22 protein-coding genes are annotated in these 20,522 nt (G+C 65.4%); 7 read left to right on the forward strand and 15 right to left on the reverse strand.

The annotated features are described in order from the left end of the window. Window positions 1–2: 2 nt before the first annotated feature. The 11 genes from C7455_RS07255 to C7455_RS07305 form a co-directional block, all read right to left on the reverse strand. Window positions 3–1,121 carry an ABC transporter permease gene (locus C7455_RS07255; protein ID WP_109666957.1) on the reverse strand — a complete coding sequence of 373 codons (1,119 nt, stop codon included), beginning with the start codon at window positions 1,119–1,121 and terminating at the stop codon, window positions 3–5. Between the two features lies 1 nt (window position 1,122). Next, a complete protein-coding gene (locus C7455_RS07260; protein WP_109666959.1) occupies window positions 1,123–2,670 on the reverse strand; it encodes an ABC transporter ATP-binding protein in 1,548 nt (515 codons plus the stop codon). 88 nt (window positions 2,671–2,758) lie between these two features. Further along, window positions 2,759–3,754, reverse strand: coding sequence for a BMP family lipoprotein (locus C7455_RS07265; protein WP_109667519.1), 996 nt, complete (start codon window positions 3,752–3,754; stop codon window positions 2,759–2,761). A 163-nt stretch (window positions 3,755–3,917) separates the two neighbouring features. Next, window positions 3,918–4,367 (reverse strand): GNAT family N-acetyltransferase, encoded by a 450-nt coding sequence (locus C7455_RS07270; RefSeq protein WP_109666960.1) that lies wholly within the window; start codon window positions 4,365–4,367, stop codon window positions 3,918–3,920. Then, the gene (gene tsaB, locus C7455_RS07275) at window positions 4,364–5,026 is read right to left on the reverse strand and encodes a tRNA (adenosine(37)-N6)-threonylcarbamoyltransferase complex dimerization subunit type 1 TsaB (protein ID WP_109666962.1); all 663 of its coding nucleotides are present in this window, start codon (window positions 5,024–5,026) and stop codon (window positions 4,364–4,366) included. Before tsaB ends, C7455_RS07270 begins: the two co-directional genes overlap by 4 nt. After that, the gene (locus C7455_RS07280) at window positions 5,013–5,576 is read right to left on the reverse strand and encodes a NifU family protein (protein ID WP_109667520.1); all 564 of its coding nucleotides are present in this window, start codon (window positions 5,574–5,576) and stop codon (window positions 5,013–5,015) included. Before C7455_RS07280 ends, tsaB begins: the two co-directional genes overlap by 14 nt. An 87-nt stretch (window positions 5,577–5,663) precedes the next feature. Continuing rightward, window positions 5,664–6,119 (reverse strand): DUF2267 domain-containing protein, encoded by a 456-nt coding sequence (locus C7455_RS07285; RefSeq protein WP_109666964.1) that lies wholly within the window; start codon window positions 6,117–6,119, stop codon window positions 5,664–5,666. A 15-nt stretch (window positions 6,120–6,134) separates the two neighbouring features. Beyond that, window positions 6,135–6,590, reverse strand: coding sequence for a universal stress protein (locus C7455_RS07290; RefSeq protein ID WP_109666966.1), 456 nt, complete (start codon window positions 6,588–6,590; stop codon window positions 6,135–6,137). A gap of 63 nt (window positions 6,591–6,653) precedes the next feature. Further along, window positions 6,654–7,526 (reverse strand): branched-chain amino acid aminotransferase, encoded by an 873-nt coding sequence (locus tag C7455_RS07295; RefSeq protein ID WP_109666968.1) that lies wholly within the window; start codon window positions 7,524–7,526, stop codon window positions 6,654–6,656. A 42-nt stretch (window positions 7,527–7,568) separates the two neighbouring features. Beyond that, a complete protein-coding gene (locus C7455_RS07300; protein WP_109666970.1) occupies window positions 7,569–7,769 on the reverse strand; it encodes a hypothetical protein in 201 nt (66 codons plus the stop codon). Between the two features lie 112 nt (window positions 7,770–7,881). Then, the gene (locus tag C7455_RS07305) at window positions 7,882–8,370 is read right to left on the reverse strand and encodes a VOC family protein (RefSeq protein ID WP_109666971.1); all 489 of its coding nucleotides are present in this window, start codon (window positions 8,368–8,370) and stop codon (window positions 7,882–7,884) included. Window positions 8,371–8,937: 567 nt separating this feature from the next. On the opposite strand from C7455_RS07305, the gene creD reads away from it, so the two are divergent. The 4 genes from creD to C7455_RS07325 all read left to right on the forward strand — a co-directional run bounded on the left by creD (window position 8,938) and on the right by C7455_RS07325 (window position 13,555). Continuing rightward, on the forward strand, window positions 8,938–10,335 hold the full coding sequence (gene creD, locus C7455_RS07310; protein ID WP_109666973.1) for a cell envelope integrity protein CreD: 1,398 nt from the start codon (window positions 8,938–8,940) through the stop codon (window positions 10,333–10,335). A gap of 252 nt (window positions 10,336–10,587) precedes the next feature. Then, window positions 10,588–11,757: a type III PLP-dependent enzyme gene (locus C7455_RS07315; protein WP_170119040.1), complete on the forward strand. Its 1,170-nt coding sequence runs from the start codon at window positions 10,588–10,590 to the stop codon at window positions 11,755–11,757. 119 nt (window positions 11,758–11,876) lie between these two features. Then, window positions 11,877–12,794: a sulfite exporter TauE/SafE family protein gene (locus C7455_RS07320; protein ID WP_109666977.1), complete on the forward strand. Its 918-nt coding sequence runs from the start codon at window positions 11,877–11,879 to the stop codon at window positions 12,792–12,794. Then, window positions 12,794–13,555 (forward strand): TIGR02186 family protein, encoded by a 762-nt coding sequence (locus C7455_RS07325; protein WP_109666979.1) that lies wholly within the window; start codon window positions 12,794–12,796, stop codon window positions 13,553–13,555. Before C7455_RS07320 ends, C7455_RS07325 begins: the two co-directional genes overlap by 1 nt. Before the next feature lie 82 nt (window positions 13,556–13,637). Here C7455_RS07325 and C7455_RS07330 read toward each other — a convergent pair whose 3' ends face one another. The 4 genes from C7455_RS07330 to C7455_RS07345 all read right to left on the reverse strand — a co-directional run bounded on the left by C7455_RS07330 (window position 13,638) and on the right by C7455_RS07345 (window position 17,615). Continuing rightward, a complete protein-coding gene (locus C7455_RS07330; RefSeq protein ID WP_109666981.1) occupies window positions 13,638–14,360 on the reverse strand; it encodes an SDR family oxidoreductase in 723 nt (240 codons plus the stop codon). A 5-nt stretch (window positions 14,361–14,365) separates the two neighbouring features. Next, complete coding sequence (locus C7455_RS07335) at window positions 14,366–15,895, reverse strand: AAA family ATPase (RefSeq protein ID WP_109666982.1); 1,530 nt, start codon at window positions 15,893–15,895, stop codon at window positions 14,366–14,368. A gap of 64 nt (window positions 15,896–15,959) precedes the next feature. Further along, entirely contained in the window at window positions 15,960–16,277 is a 318-nt protein-coding gene (locus C7455_RS07340) for a hypothetical protein (RefSeq protein WP_146199949.1), read from the reverse strand. A 174-nt stretch (window positions 16,278–16,451) separates the two neighbouring features. Next, the gene (locus C7455_RS07345; protein ID WP_109666986.1) at window positions 16,452–17,615 is read right to left on the reverse strand and encodes an alpha-hydroxy acid oxidase; all 1,164 of its coding nucleotides are present in this window, start codon (window positions 17,613–17,615) and stop codon (window positions 16,452–16,454) included. A gap of 146 nt (window positions 17,616–17,761) precedes the next feature. Here C7455_RS07345 and C7455_RS07350 point away from each other — a divergent pair, with 146 nt between their 5' ends. Genes C7455_RS07350 through C7455_RS07360 form a run of 3 tightly spaced genes read left to right on the forward strand, consistent with a single transcriptional unit; the run spans window position 17,762 to window position 20,509 of the window. Continuing rightward, window positions 17,762–18,901, forward strand: coding sequence for an Acg family FMN-binding oxidoreductase (locus C7455_RS07350; RefSeq protein WP_109667522.1), 1,140 nt, complete (start codon window positions 17,762–17,764; stop codon window positions 18,899–18,901). After that, entirely contained in the window at window positions 18,891–19,346 is a 456-nt protein-coding gene (locus tag C7455_RS07355; RefSeq protein ID WP_245904256.1) for a MarR family winged helix-turn-helix transcriptional regulator, read from the forward strand. Before C7455_RS07350 ends, C7455_RS07355 begins: the two co-directional genes overlap by 11 nt. Window positions 19,347–19,390: 44 nt before the next feature. After that, entirely contained in the window at window positions 19,391–20,509 is a 1,119-nt protein-coding gene (locus C7455_RS07360) for a pyridoxal phosphate-dependent aminotransferase (RefSeq protein WP_109666989.1), read from the forward strand. Window positions 20,510–20,522 lie beyond the last annotated feature (13 nt).

The raw sequence follows: 20,522 nt of genomic DNA on the forward strand, positions 1-20,522 counted from the left end.
TCTCACTCCGCCGGCGTTCTCGGGGCAGCAGCTTCGCGGCGCCGGCGCAAGCCTAGGAACACTGCCTGCATCGGCATGCGCACCATGTTGTCGAGCGCCCCAGTGAACAAGATCACAAGCGCCTGGATCACCACGACCATCTCGCGGCTGATGGCGGGCATCTCGAACTGCAATTCCGCCCCGCCTTGGTAGAGCGCGCCGAACAAAAGCGCCGCCAACACGACGCCCACCGGGTGCGAGCGGCCCATCAGCGCCACCGCAATGCCGACAAAACCCGCGCCCTCGACGAAATCGAGCACCAGCCGCTCCGCCTCGCCCATGACGACGTTGATGGCCATCATGCCCGCCAGCCCGCCCGAGATCAGCATGGTGATCATGGTGATCTTGACCGGGTTTATGCCTGCATAGACGGCAGCGGTGTCGGAATGTCCGAAAGACCGTATTTCGTAGCCTAATCTTGTGCGCCATATCAGCAGCCAGACCCCCACACAGGCCAGCAGCGCGATGAAGAACGAGAAATTCAGCGGTGCAGAGGTGCCAAAGCCAAGGAACCCCGCGAAATCAGACGCGGTTGGCAGGTTCGTGGCTTCGGCAAATCGGGCGGTTTCGGGCGACATCGAGCCTTCGACGCGGAACACGTTGACCAGCACATAGACCAGCAGCGCCGAGGCGATGTAGTTGAACATGATCGTGGTGATCACGATGTGGCTGCCGCGCTTGGCTTGCAGATAGGCGGGGATGGCCGCCCATGCCGCGCCAAACAGCGCCGAAAAACAGATGGCGGCGACCAGCGCGATGGTCCAGTGCGGCCAAGCGACATTGAGCAAGATGATGGCCACGCCAAGACCCCCGATGGCCGCCTGCCCCTCGCCGCCGATGTTGAACAGTCGCGCGTGAAACGCGACCGCGACGGCCAGCCCGGTGAAGATGAAATTGGTCGCGTAATACAGCGTGTAGCCCCAGCCATAGGCCGAGCCGAACGCGCCCCGCACCATCACCTGCATCGCGCGGATCGGGCTTTCGCCGATGATCGCCACCACAAGGCCCGAGACCAGCAGCGCCAACACCACCGAGATCACGGGGATCAAGATGACATCGGCCCATTTCGGCATCTTGTCCATCTTACGCGGCCCCCCTCGTACTGTCGGTGACGACGCCCGCCATCAAGAGGCCCAGCTCGTTCTGGTCGGTCTCGGACGGCAGACGCTCGCCCATGATGCGGCCGTCGAACATCACCGCGATGCGGTCCGACAGGCCCATGATCTCGTCCAGTTCGACCGACACCAGCAAGATCGCCTTGCCTTGATCGCGCAGCGCGATGATCTGCTTGTGGATGAATTCGATCGCCCCGATATCGACGCCGCGTGTGGGCTGACCGATCAAAAGCAGGTCGGGCGCGCGGTCCATCTCGCGGGCGACCACGATCTTTTGCTGGTTCCCGCCCGAGAAATTGCGCGCAGGCAGGCGCGGGTTGGGCGGGCGCACGTCATAGCGATCCATCTTGTCGGCGCAATCAGCCTTGATCGCTGCATGGTTCATCAGCGGTCCGGAATTGTATTTCGGATCCTTGTGATAACCGAAGGCCACGTTTTCCCACGCCTCGAAGGCCATGATCAGCCCCTCGTCCTGCCGATCCTCGGGCACATGGCCGATGCCGCGTGCGCGCCGGGTCTGGGCGTTGGAGTGTTTTCCGGTGATATCGATGGGCTCGTTGAACAAGGTGACCGCGCCGCCCGTGGCCGCGATCATGCCGCCCAAAACCTCGAGCAACTCGGTCTGGCCATTCCCCGCGACGCCCGCGATCCCCAGAATTTCGCCGCGCCGGATCTGGAACGACACGCCCTTGATCCGGTCCACCCCGCCGCGCCGCACATGCAGATCCTCGACCCTGAGCACCACGTCGCCGGGCTTTGCGGGCGTCTTGTCCACCTGCAGCAGCACCTTGCGGCCCACCATCATCTCGGCCAGTTCGGACGGCGAGGTTTGGGACGTCTTGACCGTATTGGTCATCTCGCCCCGACGCATCACGCTGACGGTGTCGGTGATCTCCATGATCTCGCGCAGCTTGTGGGTGATCAAGATGATCGTCTTGCCCTCGGTCTTCAGCCGTTCGAGGATGCGGAACAACTGGTCCGCCTCGGAGGGGGTCAAGACGCCCGTGGGCTCGTCGAGGATCAGGATATCGGCGTGGCGGTAAAGCTGCTTGAGGATCTCGACGCGCTGCTGGTGGCCTACGGACAGTTCCTCGACCACCGCGTCCGGATCGACCTTGAGGCCGTATTCTTGCGACAATTCGGTCAGAAGCCTGCGCGCCTTGGCGATCGAGGGGCGCAAAAGCGCGCCATCTTCCGCCCCGAGGATCACGTTTTCGACCACGGTGAAATTCTCGACGAGCTTGAAATGCTGATGCACCATGCCGATGCCCGCGCGGATCGCGGCCTGACTGTCGGGGATAGGGGTGGGCTTGCCATTGATGAAGATCTCGCCCCGGTCGGCCTTGTAGAAGCCGTAGAGGATCGACATCAGCGTCGATTTCCCCGCGCCGTTCTCGCCCACGATGCCGTGGATCGTGCCGCGCGCCACCGACATGGAGATGTCGCGGTTCGCCTGCACGGGACCGAAGGCCTTGGAGATGCCTTTGAGTTCGATGGCGGGGGCGGCTGTGGTCATGGCAACCTCGGGGCTCGGGTGTCCGATGCGGAACGGGCCGCGGCGTCTGATGCGCCACGGCCCGCGCCGGTGTCACGATGTCTTGCGGTTACTGCATCTGCACGGGGCAGGTGCCGTCGTCGGTGAAGTTGTGGACCACGATCTCACCCGCGATGATAGCCTCGCGCGCGGCATCGACGGCCGCCTGCATCTCTTCGGTGATCAGGTCCGCATTGAATTCGTCGATCGCGTAACCCACGCCTTCTTCGGCAAGTCCGAAAACATGCAAACCGGTCTCCACTTCGGGGCCGGTCGTGAAGGCGTCATAGACCGCTACATCGACGCGCTTGATCATCGAGGTCAGGACCGAACCGGGGTGCAGGTAATTTTGGTTGCTGTCCACGCCGATCGACAAGATGCCCTCATCCGCCGCGGCCTGCAGCACACCAAGGCCGGTACCGCCGGCGGCTGCGAAGACAACCTCCGATCCTTGACCGATCTGGCCGCGCGTCAACTCGCCACCGCGCACCGGATCGTTCCACGCTGCACCCGTGGTGCCGGTCATGTTGGCAATCACGATTGCATCGGGGTTCACTGCGACGACGCCCTGCGCATAGCCGCAGGCAAAGCGCGAGATGAGGGGAATATCCATGCCGCCGACAAAGCTCACGGTATCGCTCTCGGCCGCCATAGCGGCCAGCATGCCGACAAGGTACGACCCCTCATGTTCGGCGAAGACAACCGATCGAACGTTGGGCTGATCGACCACACCGTCTATGATGACGAAGGTGGTGTCCGGGTAGTCAGGAGCAACGACTGCCAAAGCGCTTTCCTGCAGGAAGCCCGCCATTACAACCGGGTTGGCGCCCGCTTCGGCAAGTCGGCGCATCGACTGTTCACGCTGCGCGTCAGACTGCAGTTCGATTTCCCGGTAGGAGCCGCCGGTTTCCTCGGCCCAGCGCTGAGCGCCATTGAAGGCGGATTCATTGAACGAGCGGTCGAATTTTCCGCCAAGGTCAAAAATGATTGCCGGATCGGCCAATGCGCCGGAGGCAGTCACGGCCAGTGCAGCGGCAGCGCCCATCAGCGTTTTCATCATGGTCATCAGGTAAACTCCCGGTTGGATCGGGCCGCGGCGCGTTTGGTCGGCTGCGGTCCCCGCAAGGTCAAAGATCGAAAACGATCCCCCGCCCGGAATAAGGGCAAAGCGAGGCGGCAGGGTCAACCGGATTCTGTTTCGCGACAGGCCCGTTGCGGGTGCCGCAAGGTCAACTTTCCTTGGCGTTGCCGGAATTTTCGGCGTTCAGCATACGCGACAGGATCAGCGCGTCGACAGGGGTGGCGCCTTTGCGCGCGTAGTAGCCGCGCCGCCGCCCGGTCTGCATGAAGCCTGCCCTGCGATAGAGCGCGCAGGCGGCCGCGTTGTCCTCGGCCACCTCCAGAAACATTGTCGTGGCACCGGCGCGCGCGGCCCGCGCCATCGCGGCCTCCAGCGTGATCCGCCCGAGGCCCCGGCCCTGCGCCAACGGATCGACCGCCAGCGTCAGCAGTTCCGCCTCGGGCGCGAGGATTTGCAGCAGGGCAAAACCGTCGTCGTCGACCCCGATGGAGTGAATGGCTGGCCGGGCACACATCGCGGCGATCTCGGCCTCGGACCAGACCTGACCCCGCCCGCCAAAGGCTGCGGCATGGATGGCGGCCATCCGCGCAGGCGTCATCTGGCCAGCATGACCGGCCCGCCGTCCCGCGCGGGCGCGGCATCGGCGGCGCGCAGGTAAAGCGGCGCGGGGCGCGGCAGGGCGGGGTCGCGAAACCGTGTGGCGGCGATGCAGGCAATGGCCTCGGCCAGCGGCATCGCGGCGGGCAGGGCGGTCAGCTTCGCAACGATTGCCGCGGTCGCAGCCGCGCCGGTGCCCGTGACGGCGGCGGTGGGCACGACATGCCCCATCTCGCCCGCATGGAGCAGGACGGGCGCCTCGGCTTGAACACCGTCGAAGGTCTGCACATAGACCTCGCCCCGGCGGGCATCCTCGATCACCGTCACGGGGCGGGGCAGGCTATGGGCGCGCGCCTCCAGCGTGCTGACACCGACCGCGGGAATGCCAAGGGCCAAGGCCAAGCCGCGCGCTGCAGAGACCGAAATGCGGATGCCGGTAAAATTGCCCGGCCCGATCCCGACCCCGATCGCGTCGAGTTGGGCAAGATCAGCGCCGCCCGTCGCCAGAACCTCGGCTATAAGCGGCATCAGCCGTTCTGCTTGACCCTTGCCCATGTCCTCTTGGGCTGCGGCCAGCACTCGGTCGCCTGACAGCAAAGCGGCCGCGCAATGCGCGGCCGATGTGTCGAAGGCCAGGATCAGCGGCTCAGACGTTGACAGGACGCACCTCGAGCACCTCGGGGATGTAGTGGCGCAGCAGGTTCTCGATCCCCATCTTCAGCGTCAGCGTGCTGGACGGACACCCGGCGCAGGCGCCCTGCATGTGCAGGTAGACCACGCCACGGTCAAAGCCGTGAAAGGTGATGTCGCCGCCATCTTGCGCCACAGCCGGACGAACGCGGGTGTCGAGCAGCGTCTTGATCTGGCCCACGATTTCCGCGTCCTCGCCGGAATGTTCGGCATGGCCTCCGGCGCCCGTGTGGTCCGCGTCCATCACCGGCGCGCCGGACTGGAAATGTTCCATGATGGCACCAAGGATGGCGGGCTTCACATGTTCCCACGCGATCATCTCGCCCTTGGTGACGGTGACGAAATCGCTGCCGAAGAACACGCCGGTCACGCCCTCGACGGCAAAGATCCGGGCGGCGAGCGGCGATTTCTGCGCCGTTTCGGCACTTGGGAAATCGGCGGTGCCCATGTCCAGCACGGTCTGGCCGGGCAGGAATTTCAGCGTCGCCGGGTTCGGGGTGGATTCGGTCTGGATGAACATGTCGCGCAATCCTTATCGGTTTCGTCAGATATGCGCCGCCATGACCGCAGTGTCAAGATTTGGAACAATTCTAAACTTTGCCACGGTTCAGAACCCATGCGCCGCTAGCGCCTCGGGGCCATAGCCATCCACCGCCCAGAACGCGCGGGCCTCGGGGCCGATGGCGTCGAGCGCGATGGCCAGCCGATCTGGCCCGACCGCGCGGTGAAGTGCGACCGCCACCGCTGTCAGGCCCAGATCGGTGGCAAAGTTGTGATCCCTGCGCAGCGCCTTGACCTCCGCCACATAGGTCGTGCCATCCGCCCAAGGCAGGGGTGGGGCGGGCCGCCATCCCTCAAGGAACAGCGCCCGTGGCATGGCCGGCAGCACCTGCGCGAAGTCCGCCGCCTGTTCCACCGTCAACCGCGCCCGAAAGGCCCGAAATGCCCCTTCGGCGGTGGTGAAGGCGACATTGTCGGATGGTGTGCCCATCACCTCGCGGATATCGGCCAGAAACCTGCGCCATTCGACGTCACCATGGCGATAGGTCCAGGGCATCGGCATGTGCGCCTCCCCTTCTCAGGTGATCTGCTCCAGCTGTTCCTTGCTCAGTTCCACCGGCACGATGGTGATCGGCACGGGCAGCGTGCCCGCCTGCCGCACCATGGCCGTGACCAGCGGGCCCGGCCCCGATTTGCCCGTCGCCGCCCCCAGCACCAGAACGCCGATCTCGGGCGCTTCGCGGATATGGGCGAGGATTTCCGTCACCGGCTCGCCCTCGCGGATCACGAGGCTGGGGTCGACGCCCTGCCTATCGCGCATCCATTTGGCGAAGACGTTGAAATGCGCCTCGATCCGTTCACGGGCCTCGGCGCGCATCACCTCGGCCACGCCGATCCAGTGGTTGAATTCATCGGGCGGGATGATCGACAGGATCTCGACCCCGCCCTGCGTATTCGCCGCGCGCATGGCGGCAAAGCGCATGGCGTTCAGGCATTCGCGGGTATCGTCGAGCACCACGAGGAACTTGCGCATCTGGCTACCCCTTCCGGCCTTGCACCATGCCGCGCCGCGCCGTGTCTGTCCATGGTGGAGCGTTCAGGCCGCCGCCACGGCATCTGCCGCCCAATCCCAGTAAAGCGCGCGCACGCGGCGCGTGATGGGGCCGTGCTCGTACGGCGTCCCGTCGAATTCGGCCACCGGCGTCACCTTGTTGAGATTGCCAGACAAGAACACCTCGTCTGCCTGCTTGAAATCGTCAAAGGACAGCACCGTCTCCACCACCTCGACCCCGTCGGCGCGCAGGTTGGCGATGTGGCGCTGGCGCGTGATCCCGTCAAGGAAGGTGCCGTTGGGGATCGGCGTGAACACCACCCCGTCGCGGACCATGAAGACATTGGCGGTCGCGGTTTCCGCCACATTGCCCAAGGCGTCGGCCACCAGCGCGTTGTCGTAGCCCTTGGCCTTGGCCTCGGCCAGCATGCGCGCATTGTTGGGGTAAAGGCAGCCCGCCTTGGCGTTGCAGACATTGTCGGTCAGCACCGGACGATGAAACTGTGTGCGCGTCAGACGCACGGCGGCCTCGGGCGGGGCCATCGGCACGCGTTCAAGACAGACGCAGAACCCCGCCTCCGTCTCGGCGGGCAAGATGCCATAGGCGCCACCGTCGATCCCCCAGAGCATCGGGCGCACATAGACCGCGGCATCCTTGGGGTAGCGTTTCAGCCCGTCCCACGCGATCTCGAAGATCTGTTGCCCGCTGACGCCCGGATGCAGCATCAGCGCGCGGGCCGAACGCACGACGCGCTCGCAATGCGCCTTGAGGTCGGGCGCCATGCCATCGACGTAGCGGGCACCGTCGAAGACCGTTGTCCCCAGCCACGCGCCATGATCGGCGGCGGACATGATCGGCATGTCGGCGTCATGCCAGACCCCGTTCACATAGGTCTTGATGTCGGTTCCCACGGCCATCGCGCTCTCCCCCGTCTGGACGGTGGAGAGCCTAGGCCGGGATCAGCTGGAAGGTCCAGAGAAGAAGCCCTGCTGGTAGTCCATCGAAACGACGCCGGGCGCCTTGGCCGCGCCCCGGCGCGGGGTGCTGCGGCCGCGAAGGGTGGCATGATCCGGGCGGATGCGGGCCTCGGGCCGGGGGGGCTGGCCGGACGTCGCGCAATCCATCGGGCCAATGGCCCGTTCGGTGGGTTTGCTCTGCATGAAACGCTCCTTTGATACGCGATCACAGGCCGCGAGCGTGACTATAGAACTATGCGCTAATTCAAGTCAAATGCCATGTTGGCGCTAACTCTGTGCGAATTGGCACATATCCTCAAGCCAGCGTCAGCAGCGCCTCCAGATCGAGGCGGTCGTTGACCATCCGCAGGCTGCCGTCGGCACTGCGCGGCCAGTCGGCGGCCGGTCGGTCGACATAAAGCTCGATGCCATTTCCGTCAGGGTCGCTCAGATAGACTGCCTCGGACACGCCGTGGTCGGCGGCACCGTCCAGCGCGACACCGGCCGCCAGAACCTGCGCGACGGCGCGCGCCAGAGCGGGGCGGTCAGGAAAGAGAAAGGCGGTGTGATAGAGGCCGGTCGCGTTCCGGGCCGGGCGGGGGCCGCCAAGACTTTCCCATGTGTTGAGCCCGAGGTGGTGGTGATAGCCCCCGGCCGACAGAAAGGCCGCCTGCGCGCCGAAGCGCTGCGTGACCTCAAGGCCGATGATATCTCGGTAGAAGGCGATGGACCGGTCAAGATCGGATACCTTCAGATGGACATGTCCGATGCCTGTTCCCGAAGGCGCGGTGTAGGTCTTTCGCATGGCTATGATCTCCTTCGCTTGAGCATATGCGTCGGGACGCCTTGTTTGGAATTGGACAGAACCGCACCCAACCTGTGCAGATCCCAAGACCTGCCCGAGACAGCCGCGACGCCCAACAACCGCCGGGCCATGGTCATGATCCGGCCCGGGTTCTGCGCAGAATGGTCATTCACGTATATCTGGCACGGACGTCGCGCGTGATGATGATGGCCAATGGACCTGACCCGGTTGCAGCCGCCTTGGTGGCCGCCGTCTTGTGTGGCCTTGGGGTTTACGGCTTGCTCGTTTGGCGCGGTGCGGCCCGACCCGGGCACCTTGCCGTTCGGCGGCGTGACTGTCGGTGGCGTCGGGATGGTGGCGGTGGCACGACGCGTCTGGCGTCGCGGCGCTACACCTGTGCGGCTTGCGGTGTCGCGGCGTATGCGCACGATGGTCGCGCCCCAAAAGACTGCAAGCGCGCCCTGAGACTTGCCAGCCTGTGATGCTCCGGACGGAGGATTCCCCGACTTGCAAACTCCATCTGCCGACAATAGCGATGGGCTGTCTTCTGGGGATTGGACGAGTTTCATGCGTGCTGCGGGTAGTCGCTTTCTGATCGTCGGGCTTCTCGCCCTGCTGATGTTCATCCCGCTGTTCTTCGTGTCGGCGGTGATCGACGACCGGGGCAGCTTCAGCCGGCAGACCATGCGCGAGGTGGGTCAGGAATGGGGCGGCAGCCAGCTGTTGTCGGGCCCTGTCCTGATCGTGCCGGTGGAAGGGCCGGTGACGATCACGGACATGGCACAGCTCACCGATCCGGCCACCGGCCTGACCCGGCAAGAGCCGCGTACCCGCACCGAGATCCGGCCGCGCCCGCCGGTGCATCTGTTGCCGGAACGCTTCGATCTGGACCTCGCCACCACAACCGACACCCGCAGCCGCGGCATCTTTGATGTCACCGTCTATTCGGCCGGGGCCCGCGCCGCGTTCGATTTCGACACGGCCGGCGCCGAGGGTCTTTTGACCGAGGGAGAGCGCCTGCTGTGGGATCAGGCCTATCTGCGTGTCACGGTGTCAGAAAACCGGGCGTTGCGGGGCGAGACCACGCTGACGGTCGATGGGCGCGATCTGGCACTGGAGCCGCGTGCCGATGGCATCGCGGGCGTAACCGCGGTGCTGGGCGACCCGCGAGAGGCGCGCGATTACGCCCTGACGCTGGGGTTCAACGGCGCCAGCGACCTTGCGGCCACGCCGATGGGACGGGCCACCCGCGTCACCATGACAAGTGATTGGCCGCATCCCAGTTTCTTTGGCGCCTTCCTGCCCGACCATTCCGAGATCAGCGAGGAGGGGTTCAGCGCCACCTGGACCATCCCGCATCTCGCCCGCCCTCTGCCGCAGGCCGCGCGCGAGGATTACGACGGCACGGCGCGGCAGCAATCGGGGTTCGGGGTGCGCTTCTTCCAGCCCAATGATTTCTATTCCCAGGCCTTCCGCGCCGCGCGCTACGGCATCTTGTTCATCGCGCTGACCTTCCTGACCGTGCTCTTGATCGAGAACCGCACGGCGAAACCGACCCATCCGGTGCAATACATCCTGATCGGGCTGGCGCAGTCGATCTTTGTTCTGCTGATGGTATCCTATGCCGAACAGATCGGGTTCGGGCCCGCCTATGGCCTTTCGGCGGCTGCGACCACGATCTTGCTGACACTCTTCGGGTGGGTGGGCCTGAAACTTGGTCGCCGCAGCCTCGTGCTTGGGATCATGCTGGCGGTGACCTACGGAGTTCTCTACCTGATCCTGCGCTCGGCCGATTATGCGCTGCTGGCGGGATCGACACTCGCCTTCCTCGCGCTGGCGCTGACCATGTTCATGACCCGCAACGAGGATTGGTACGGCCCCGAGGGTGCCCGCAAGCCGTGGTTCGCGCCGGCGGGTCAGACCCCTGCGAGAGCCACCGGGCAAGACGGCGCAACACCGCGGTGACGCAGGGACAGCCGCGTGGCGCGACCAGAAAGACCCAAGCGACCACGCCAGGAAAAAAACCGCTGCGTCCCAAAAATAATCACTTGCGCGAATATGCAAACGGCCTCATACGCCGCCGCAAGACGCCAACGCACGCGCCTCTGTCACGGGTGGTAATCCGGTCACCGGCCTAACCATCGCAGTTACGTAGCGACGGTAACGTCTCCCTTGGAATTTCGCGGGGCCACGGCCCCCGGTCTGTCGGAGATGACCATGAACGCTACGATTGCCGATTTCTCGGCCTCCTTTCCTATTGCTTCCTCCCGTATCGCGGATTTCATCGCCGCGCACGAGTTTGATCGCCCGACGCTGGTGATCGACATCGACAGCGTCGAGGCGCAGTTCCATGCCCTGAACGCCGGTCTGGGCGACGCGACGATCCATTACGCCGTCAAGGCTAACCCGGCTGACGCCATCATCGACCGTCTGGTCGATCTGGGCTCGCATTTCGATGCCGCGTCGCGTGGCGAGATCGAGCTGTGCCTGTCGCATGGCGCGCACCCCGAGGCGATTTCCTTTGGCAACACGGTCAAGCGCGCCGCCGACATCGCCTTTGCGCATCGTGCGGGCATCACGCTTTACGCCGCCGACGCCGCGGAAGAGATCGCCAAGATCGCCGAGCATGCGCCGGGCGCCGAGGTCTATATCCGCCTGCTGGTCGAAGCCTCCGGCGCGGACTGGCCGCTCACGCGCAAGTTCGGCACCACCCGCGACACCGCGCTGCTCTTGATGGCGCAGGCGCGCGATCTGGGCCTGCGTCCCGCCGGCCTGAGCTTCCACGTCGGCAGCCAGACCCGCGACCCGGCAATGTGGGCCGATACGCTCGATCAGGTTGCGGCCGTGTGGCAGGCGGCCGTGGACGCGGGCTTTGATCTGGACCTTCTGAACATCGGCGGCGGCTTCCCGGCCTTCTACGGCGACGCGATCCCGCATCCGACCGTCTATGCCGCCCGTGTGATGGAGCAGGTGACAGCCCGCTTCCCCACAGGCATCCGCATCATGGCGGAGCCGGGCCGCGGTCTGGTCGCCGAGGCCGGCATGATCGCCGCCGAAGTGCTGCTGGTCGCCAAGAAATCCGAGGATGACCTGCACCGCTGGGTCTACCTCGACATCGGCAAGTTCTCGGGTCTGGCCGAAACCATCGACGAGGCGATCCGCTACCAGTTCGTGACGCCCCATGATGGCGAGGCGACCGGGCCATGCATTCTGGCCGGTCCGTCCTGCGACAGCGCGGATGTGCTGTACGAAAAGCGCCCGGTGTCGCTGCCGGTCTCGCTGAAATCGGGTGACAAGGTGATGATCCGCAACTGCGGGGCCTATACCTCCTCCTATTCCTCGGTCGGCTTCAACGGCTTTCCGCCGCTCGACGTCGTGGTGATCTGAGCGACCCTGTCCGCCCCGCTGGTCCTGATGGATATGCGGGGCGGGCCGTCTGCCTGCTGGCCTTGAGGCGCGGGGCGCGCTAAAGCTGGGTTCGGACGCAAGGAAACGGCGCGGCTCCCATGCAAATCTACCTGCCCATTGCCGAGGTGAGCGTGAACGCGTTCCTGATCCTTGGCCTTGGCGGGCTGGTTGGTGTGTTGTCGGGCATGTTCGGGGTCGGCGGCGGTTTCCTGATCACGCCACTTTTGTTTTTCGTCGGAATCCCGCCTGCCGTGGCAGTGGCCACCTCGACCAACCAGATCGTCGCGTCATCGTTTTCGGCGCTGCTCGCCCATCTCAAGCGAAAGACCGTCGACATAAAGATGGGGGTCGTGCTGCTGGTGGGCGGCGTGATCGGGGCGGCGGCGGGCGTGCAGGTCTTTGCCGCGCTGACGCGGCTGGGTCAGGTCGATCTGCTGGTGCAGCTGTGCTACGTGGTGTTTCTGGGCACCATCGGCGCAATGATGCTGTTCGAAAGCCTGCGCGCGCTGTGGCGGGTGCGGGCAGGGGGGCCGATGCCCCCGCGCAAGCATCGCACATGGATCCACGCGCTGCCCTTCAAGATGCGGTTCCGCACCTCGGGTCTTTACATCTCGGTCATCCCGCCGGTTCTGGTGGGGCTTTTCGTGGGCGTCCTTGCCGCGATCATGGGGGTGGGGGGCGGTTTCATCATGGTCCCCGCGATGATCTACCTGCTGGGCATGCCCACCAAGGTCGTCATCGGCACGTCGCTGTTCCAGATCATCTTTGTCACCGGTTTTGCCACGCTGATGCATGCGATCACCACCTACAGCGTGGATATGGTCCTTGCGGTCCTGCTGCTGCTGGGGGGCGTGGTCGGGGCGCAGATCGGGACGCAGATCGGCCTCAAGATGAAGGCCGAGCAATTGCGCATCTTGCTGGCTGTCCTCGTGCTGGCGGTCTGCGGCAAGCTGGCGCTGGATCTGCTATTGATGCCGTCCGAGATCTATTCTCTGGCCGATCGGAGGGGTGTGTGATGGCCGCACGGCTTGTTGCCCTGCTCCTGTTCCTGATTGTGGGAGCCGCTGCGGCGCGGGCCGAGACTGTGGTGGCGGGCCTCAGCCAGGAAGCGATTTCCATCACTACGAATTTCGATGGCTCGGAGATCTTGATCTATGGTGCCGTGCGCCGCGAGGCACCCGCACCCGGCACCTTGCCGATGCAGGTCGTGATCACTGTGCAAGGTCCGAACCGACCGGCGACCGTGCGCCGCAAGGACCGTCGTTTCGGCATCTGGGTGAACACCGACGCCTCCGAGATCGACGCGGCCCCGACTTTCTACGCTGTGCAGACCACCGTGCCCCTGTTCGACGCGCTGACCCATACCGAAGATCTGCGCCACCGCATCTCGATCCCTATGGCGATCCGGGCGATCGGCACTGGGCTGCTGGATCAAGACAGCTTCACCGAGGCCTTGATCCGCATTCATCTGGCCGACGAGGCCTATCAGTTGAACGAGGGCGCTGTCAGGTTCCGCGAGGAGGTTCTGTTCGACACTTCGGTGCGACTGCCCGCCAACCTGACCGAAGGCGATTACGTCGCCCGTATCTTCTTGACCCGCGGTGGCGAGGTGGTGGACATCTTCGAGCAGGCGCTGCCGGTGCGCAAGGTGGGGCTTGAGCGCTTGATCTACTCGCTCGCCCATGACCGGCCGCTGGTCTACGGGATCTTGTCGCTCATCATCGCCATTGGGGCTGGCTGGCTGGCCTCGGCGGCGTTCCGATACGTCCGTGGGTGAGTGCGGTTAGGTCGGATGGGGGGCTCTGCCCCCGGCGCGTGCCGCGCCTCCCCCGGGATATTTCCGAAACAGAGAAGCGGGGTTAGCCGCGCCCGACATAGGGCATTTTCGTTGCCATGATGGTCTGGAACAAGATGTTGGCCGATAGCGGCAGTTCGGCCATCAGCCGCACCGCGCGCGCGACATCGGCCACGTCCATGACATGCGGCGGAGCCTCGCCGCGGGTCATGGCCTGATGGGCCGCGTCGCGCAAAAGCTCGGTGTCGGCATTGCCGATGTCGATCTGGCTGCCCGCAATGTCATAGGGGCGGCCATCGAGGGCAATCTGCTTGGTCAGGCCGGTGACAGCGTGTTTCGTCGCCGTGTAGGGGGCGGCCCCCGCGCGGGGGACATGGGCGGAGATCGAGCCGTTCATGATGATACGCCCGCCCTGCGGGGTCTGACGGCGCATCAGGCCGAAGGCGGTGCGGGCGCACAGGAACATGCCCGTCAGGTTGACGTCGACGGCGCGGCGCCAGTCGTCGAGCGTGATTTCGTCGAAGGGCGCCGTTGGGGTGAATACGCCCGCGTTGTTGAAGAGACAATCAAGGCGGCCGGTCGTCTCAGTGAAGTGGCGGAAGGCGGTGTCGACGGCGTCCGCGTCGGTCACGTCGAGGGGCAGGGGCATGGCCGTTTCGCCATAGCTTTCGGCCAGCGCCTCGAGCCTTTCGGCGCGGCGTGCGACGAGGCCGACGGTCCAGCCCGCATCGAGCATGGTCTCAGACACGGCGAGGCCAATGCCGGAGCTTGCGCCGGTCACGATCATGGTTCTCAAGGCGTCTCCTCCGGCTCAAGGGCGAGCAGTGTGGCGGGGTCGGGCAGGTCGGCGATACCCAAGGGGCGTGCAGGCCGCGAGAGGGCGTAGCGCGTCACCCAGATCAGTTTTTCCTCGGCCCGGGTGATGGCGACATAGGCCAGCCGTTTCCACAGCGCCTGCCCCGCTTCCATCCGGCCCGCGCGCGAGGCGGCGTAGAGGTCGGGGGCAAAGACCTGAACGGCAGGCCATTGCGAGCCTTGCGCCTTGTGGATTGTCACCGCCGCACCATGCAAAAAGGCCGCGCCCATGCGGGCCGCATAGGGGATGAAGGGTTCTTCTTCGTCGGGCTTCTCGATCTTGACAATGGAGGCGGCGGAAAAGCGGGGGGCTTCTGCCCCGATGACATGCAGCTTGGAAAAGCCGGGTCGCTGGCCGGGGCCAAGGTAGATCACGGGCGCGCCCTTGATCAGCCCCCGCGCCTCGAGGTCGATCCGCTTCTTGCGATGCTTGAGTGGCAGCTCGATCCCGTCGCAGATCAGCGGTTCGCCGGGGATCAGCGCATCGACGGGCGCGCCATGGGCGCCACGAAAGGCGGTGATCAGGCGGATGCGGGTGGCGTTGCGCCAGACCAGCACGGGGCTGCGCGCCATCAGGTCGCTGTCGGCACGGGCCGCGATTTCCACGCGTGGGTCGCGGCGGGCAGCCTCCTCGATCATCCGCTCGAACCGCTCGAAGGTCAGATCGGGGTCGCCCAGCGCATGGGCCAGATCGAGGATCGGGTTGTCCGCGTCCTGCCGGTGGATGCGCGACAGGTCGAGCCGGTCGCGGCCGGTGATTTTCTCGAACACCATCTGGCCGGACTGGTTGACCGGGGCAAGCTGCGCGGGGTCGCCGAACAGGATCAGGGTGGGAAATATCTCGGTCAGGTCGTCGAACTGGCGGTCGTCGAGCATGGAAGACTCGTCTATGAGCCCGATGTCCAGCGGGTCGTCGCGGCGTTTCCAGCCGGTGATGAAATCCGACCCCCGCAGGCCCGCCGACGCCAGCGCCGCGGGCACGGATTTCGTCGCCTCGTAGACCTCTTTCGCGCGGTCAAGGGCGGCGTCGGTCAGCGCCTCGATCACGGGCCGCTCGCCCTGACCGGCCAGCCATTCGGCCACCTTCTCGTATTGCGGGTCGTAGACGGGCGTGTAGAGGATGCGGTGGATCGTGGTCGCGGGCACGCCGCGCGTGCGCAACACGCTTGCGGCCTTGTTGGTCGGTGCCAGCACGGCGACGGTGCGGCGATCCTTGCGGCGGCGACCTTCCCAGTCGCCCGAGACGATGTCGACACCAGCCGCTTGTAGGGCGCGCACGATCTCTGCCAGCAGCAGGGTCTTGCCCGAGCCTGCCTTGCCGACCACGGCCATGACGCGACCCTTTCCCTCGGCCATGGGCGTCAAGGTCTCGTTCTCGATATCCACGCCCATCTCGCGCAGCGCCTCGGCGATGCGGTCATGGGCTTGGGCCTGATCGTCGGAATAGGCAATGGCGGGGGTCGACATGGGCGCGACCCTAGCCCGGGCGTGTCCGAAGGGCGAGAGGCAAACCGCCCGCCCGGCAGAGCAGTCAGTCGGGCGCGCGCAGGGCCAGAACGTCCACCATCCTGACCGGGGCGCAGGCCGGTGTCTCGGCCTCGATCCGGTCGGCGCTGCCGGTGAGGGCCATGGCCGTGGCGCGCGCCAGATCGCGGTCGCGCCCCGCATCCGAGAAGGTCGCGGCCATGCTTGCATCGGCTGCCAGAAGCGCGCGGATCATCGCCAGCGCGCGCGTGTCGCGGCCAATGTCGGCGAGATTGTCCATCAGGGTCAGGTCGCTGCCCTCGGCGCGGGTCAGTGCATCGAGAACCCGCTCGAACAAGGCCTCGGTCGTCTGATCGTAACTCATACCTGTTTCCTCGGTCGGTGACCCGGGCTTCTCCCGCGGGGGGCGTTTTGCACCGTCGATTTCCGTCTGGGCGCAGATATCGACGCCGACCGATGCGGGCAACCGCGCGGCGGGGAAACAGTCATTGCGACGCATTTGGTTAAAATGCGCAGGGTTTGTGCCGTGTGGCTTGGTTCAGCTCCAGCGGGTGGCGAAGTTTTCGGGCAACAGCAGGTTGTGCCGCCCGAGCTTGGCCACATCGCGTTCGCCGCACAGCGCCATGGTGGTATCCAACTCCTTGTGGATCACCTGAAGCGCGCGGGTCACGCCCGCCTCGCCCATGGCGCCAAGTCCGTAGACAAAGGCGCGCCCGATCATCGTGCCGCGGGCGCCAATGGCCAGCGCCTTGAGCACATCCTGTCCCGAGCGGATGCCGCTATCGAGATGCACCTCGATCTTGTCGCCCACGGCGTCCATGATCTGCGGCAGCATGCGGATCGACGACAGCGCGCCATCCAGTTGCCGCCCGCCGTGGTTGGACACGACGATGGCGTCTGCCCCCACATCGAGCGCGCGTTTCGCATCTTCGGGGTCGAGGATGCCCTTGAGGATCACCGGGCCATCCCACCAGCTGCGGAACTGCTTGATCCGTTCCCAATCCAGCGAGGGATCGAACGCCTCGGCCGTCCAGCTGCCCAGCGATGTGGGGTCGGTCACACCCTTGGCATGGCCCACGATATTGCCGAAAAAGCGCCGCTTGGTCTGCAGCATCTCAAGACCCCATGGCACCTTGGTCGCAAGGTTCAGGATCGAGGCGGGCGTCAGCTTGGGCGGCGCGGACAGGCCGTTTTTGAGGTCCTTGTGGCGCTGGCCCATGATCTGCAGGTCGACGGTGATGACGAGGGCCGAGCAGTTCGCATCCTTGGCGCGGGCGAAGAGGCGCTTCATGAAGTCATCGTCTTTCAGAGTGTAGACCTGAAACCAGAAGGGTTTGGTGGTGTGGCTGGCCACATCCTCGATCGAACAGATCGACATGGTGGACAGGGTAAAGGGCACGCCAAACTTCTCTGCGGCGCGGGCCGCCTTGATCTCGCCATCGGCGGCCTGCATCCCGCAAAGCCCGACGGGGGCCAGCGCCACGGGCATGGCGTAGTCCTGTCCGACCATCTTGGCAGCGGTGGTGCGGCCTGCCATGTCGACGGCGATGCGCTGGCGTAACCGGATCTCGTCGAAGTCCGAGGAATTCTCGCGGAAGGTCTGTTCCGTCCAGCTGCCCGTTTCCGCGTAATCGTAGAACATCTTGGGGACGCGGCGTTTGTAGATGCGCTTGAGGTCTTCGATCTCGGTGATGACGGGCATTTTGCGTTTCCTCCCCCAAGGCGACCGTGAATTGGTCAAATCTTCCTACCAATGGAGGGCTGGGGCGCGCAATGCGGCAGATGAGGCTTGAATATGATACGATATCGCATCATATAATGCGATATCGTATCAATATGGAGCCTGCCATGACCCTCTCCCGCCGCAAGACGCTGGCCCTGATCGGGGGTGGCGTGATCGTCGCCGCCACCGCTGCCCTTGCCTATGACGTCACCCGCCTGCCACGCACGGCCAGCGCCCCATGGGCCGCTGCGGGTCGATACGCCGACCCGCGGATGCGCGCGCTGAGCTGGGCGATCCTTGCGCCCAACCCGCACAACCGCCAGCCGTGGCTGGTGGACCTGTCGCAACCGGACACGGCGATCCTGTTCGTCGACCGCGACAGGCTCTTGCCGCACACCGACCCGTTCAGCCGCCAGATCACCATCGGGCTGGGATGTTTCCTTGAGATCCTGCGTTTGGCGGCCCTTGAGGATGGGCTTGAGGTCACCTTCGACCTTTTCCCCGATGGCGAAGACCCGCAGGCGCTGGGCGCAGGCCCCGTCGCCATCTGCCGCTTTGCGCCCACGACAGCCGCGCCCGACCCGCTTTTTGCGCAGGTGCCGCACCGACGGTCGAACAAGGAGCCATATGACACTGCGCGCCCGGTTTCGACCGAGGCCCTGGCCCGGATCGCGCAGGCGGCCGCCGCCTATGGCATGGGCCACACCAACGACCCCGCAGAGGTGGCGGCCTTGCGCGAGCTGTCCCTGCACGCCATGCGGATCGAGTTTGCCACCGAACGCACCTTGCGCGAATCCGTCGATCTGTTCCGCATCGGGCGGCACGAGGTGGATGCCAACCCGGACGGTCTCGATTTCACCGGGCCGATGTTCGAAACGTTGCGCCGTGCGGGCCTGTTCACCCGCGAGGCGGCTATGGACACCGAAGGGCTGGTCGCGCGCAGCGCCGATGCCGCCTTCGCCGCGAATTTCCAATCTGCCATGGCGCATCTGTGGCAGGTCACGCCCGGCAACACGCGCACAGACCAGATCCGCGCCGGACAGGATTGGGTGCGCATCAATCTTGCCGCAACCGAACTGGGCCTTGGCCTGCAACCCTTGAGTCAGGCCTTGCAGGAGTTCCCCGAGATGGCGGGCCCTTATGCTGATATCCACGGCAGGCTGGCCCCGGATGGTGGAACCGTGCAAATGTGGGCGCGCGTGGGGTACGGGCCGCAGGTGCCGCCCAGCCCGCGTTGGCCCTTGGAGGACAAGATTGTCGGATAAACCCGGCGACATCCGGACCTTTTTCACGCTGTTCAACGAGATCGCCATCATCGAACAGCTGAGCCGCGCCCGGTTCGAGGCGCGGCTGCCCAAAGGCGTGCTGGTGTCGCATTTCGCGGTGCTGAACCACCTGCTGCGGGTGGGCGACGGGCGCACGCCGCTGGACATCGCGCGCGCCTTTCAGGTGCCCAAGACGACGCTCAGCCACACACTGTCTCTACTGGAGGCGCGGGGCTGGACCCAAATGCGCCCCAACCCCGACGACGGGCGGTCCAAGCGCGTCTGGATCACCGAGGCCGGTCGCACCTTTCACGCCGAGGCCATCGGGCTGCTGACGCCCGACATGGTCGAACTGGCCGCCGTATTTCCGGCCAAGGATATCGCCGCCGTCTTGCCGCATCTGACCGCGCTGCGCGCCTATCTGGACCGGACCCGCGACGCCTGAGCGCCTCTTGCGCGGCCGCCGGTTTTCGGGCTTACAAACAGCCCATGACACAGCCCCGCCATACCGCCCTTGTCCAATCCTTGCCCGCCTCCGTGCCCTTCGTCGGCCCCGAGACGCAGGAACGCGCCCGCGGAGCCGGTTTTGCCGCGCGGCTTGGCGCCAACGAAAGCGTGTTTGGCCCATCGCCTCGGGCAGTCGCTGCCATGGCCGATGCCGCCAAGGACGCGTGGATGTATGGCGATCCCGAGGTGTTCGAGCTGCGCGAAGCGATTGCTTCGCACCATGGCGTGACGGCCGCCAATGTGGTGGTGGGCGAAGGCATCGACGGGCTTTTGGGCTATCTGGTGCGCCTGCTGGTGGCAAACGGCGATACGGTCGTCACCTCCGATGGCGCGTATCCGACCTTCAACTACCATGTGACGGGCTTTGGTGGCGCGCTGCACAAGGTGCCTTATGCGGGCGACCATGAGGACCCTCGGGCGCTTTTGGCCAAGGCTGCAGAGGTCGACGCCAAGCTGGTCTATCTCGCCAATCCCGACAACCCGATGGGCAGTTGGCATGACGCGGCCACAGTGCAGGCCATGATCGATGCCCTGCCTGCCGGAACGGTGCTTGCGCTCGATGAGGCCTATGCCGACACCGCGCCCGAGGGTGCCATCCCGCCGCTCGACATGACCCACCCGCGCGTGATCCGCTTCCGCACCTTTTCCAAGGCTTACGGTCTGGCGGGCCTGCGCGTGGGCTACGCGCTGGCGCATGGCGATCTCATCACCAGCTTTAACAAGATCCGCAATCATTTCGGCCTTGGCAGGGTGGCGCAGGCGGGCGCGCTGGCCGCGTTGGCCGATCAGGAGCATCTGAGCGCCACGGTGGCCCGCATCATCGCAGCCCGCGACCGGATCGGTTCCATCGCGCGGCAAAACGGGCTGGTCCCGCTAGCGTCGGCCACCAATTTCGTGACCATCGATTGCGGTCGGGACGGCGCCTTTGCCCGCGCGGTGCTTGCGAGCCTTGTGGCGCAGGGGCTTTTCGTGCGCATGCCCTTCACCCCGCCGCAAGATCGCTGCATCCGCGTCTCCGTCGGCACCGAGGCTGATCTTGACCTGTTCGCCGCCGCCCTTCCCAAGGCGCTGGCCGGTGCGGCGGATATCACGGTTTCGTGAGTTGCCTTCCCCC

Origin of the sequence: Roseicyclus mahoneyensis, assembly GCF_003148775.1 — a bacterium.
Classification (GTDB): domain Bacteria; phylum Pseudomonadota; class Alphaproteobacteria; order Rhodobacterales; family Rhodobacteraceae; genus Roseicyclus; species Roseicyclus mahoneyensis.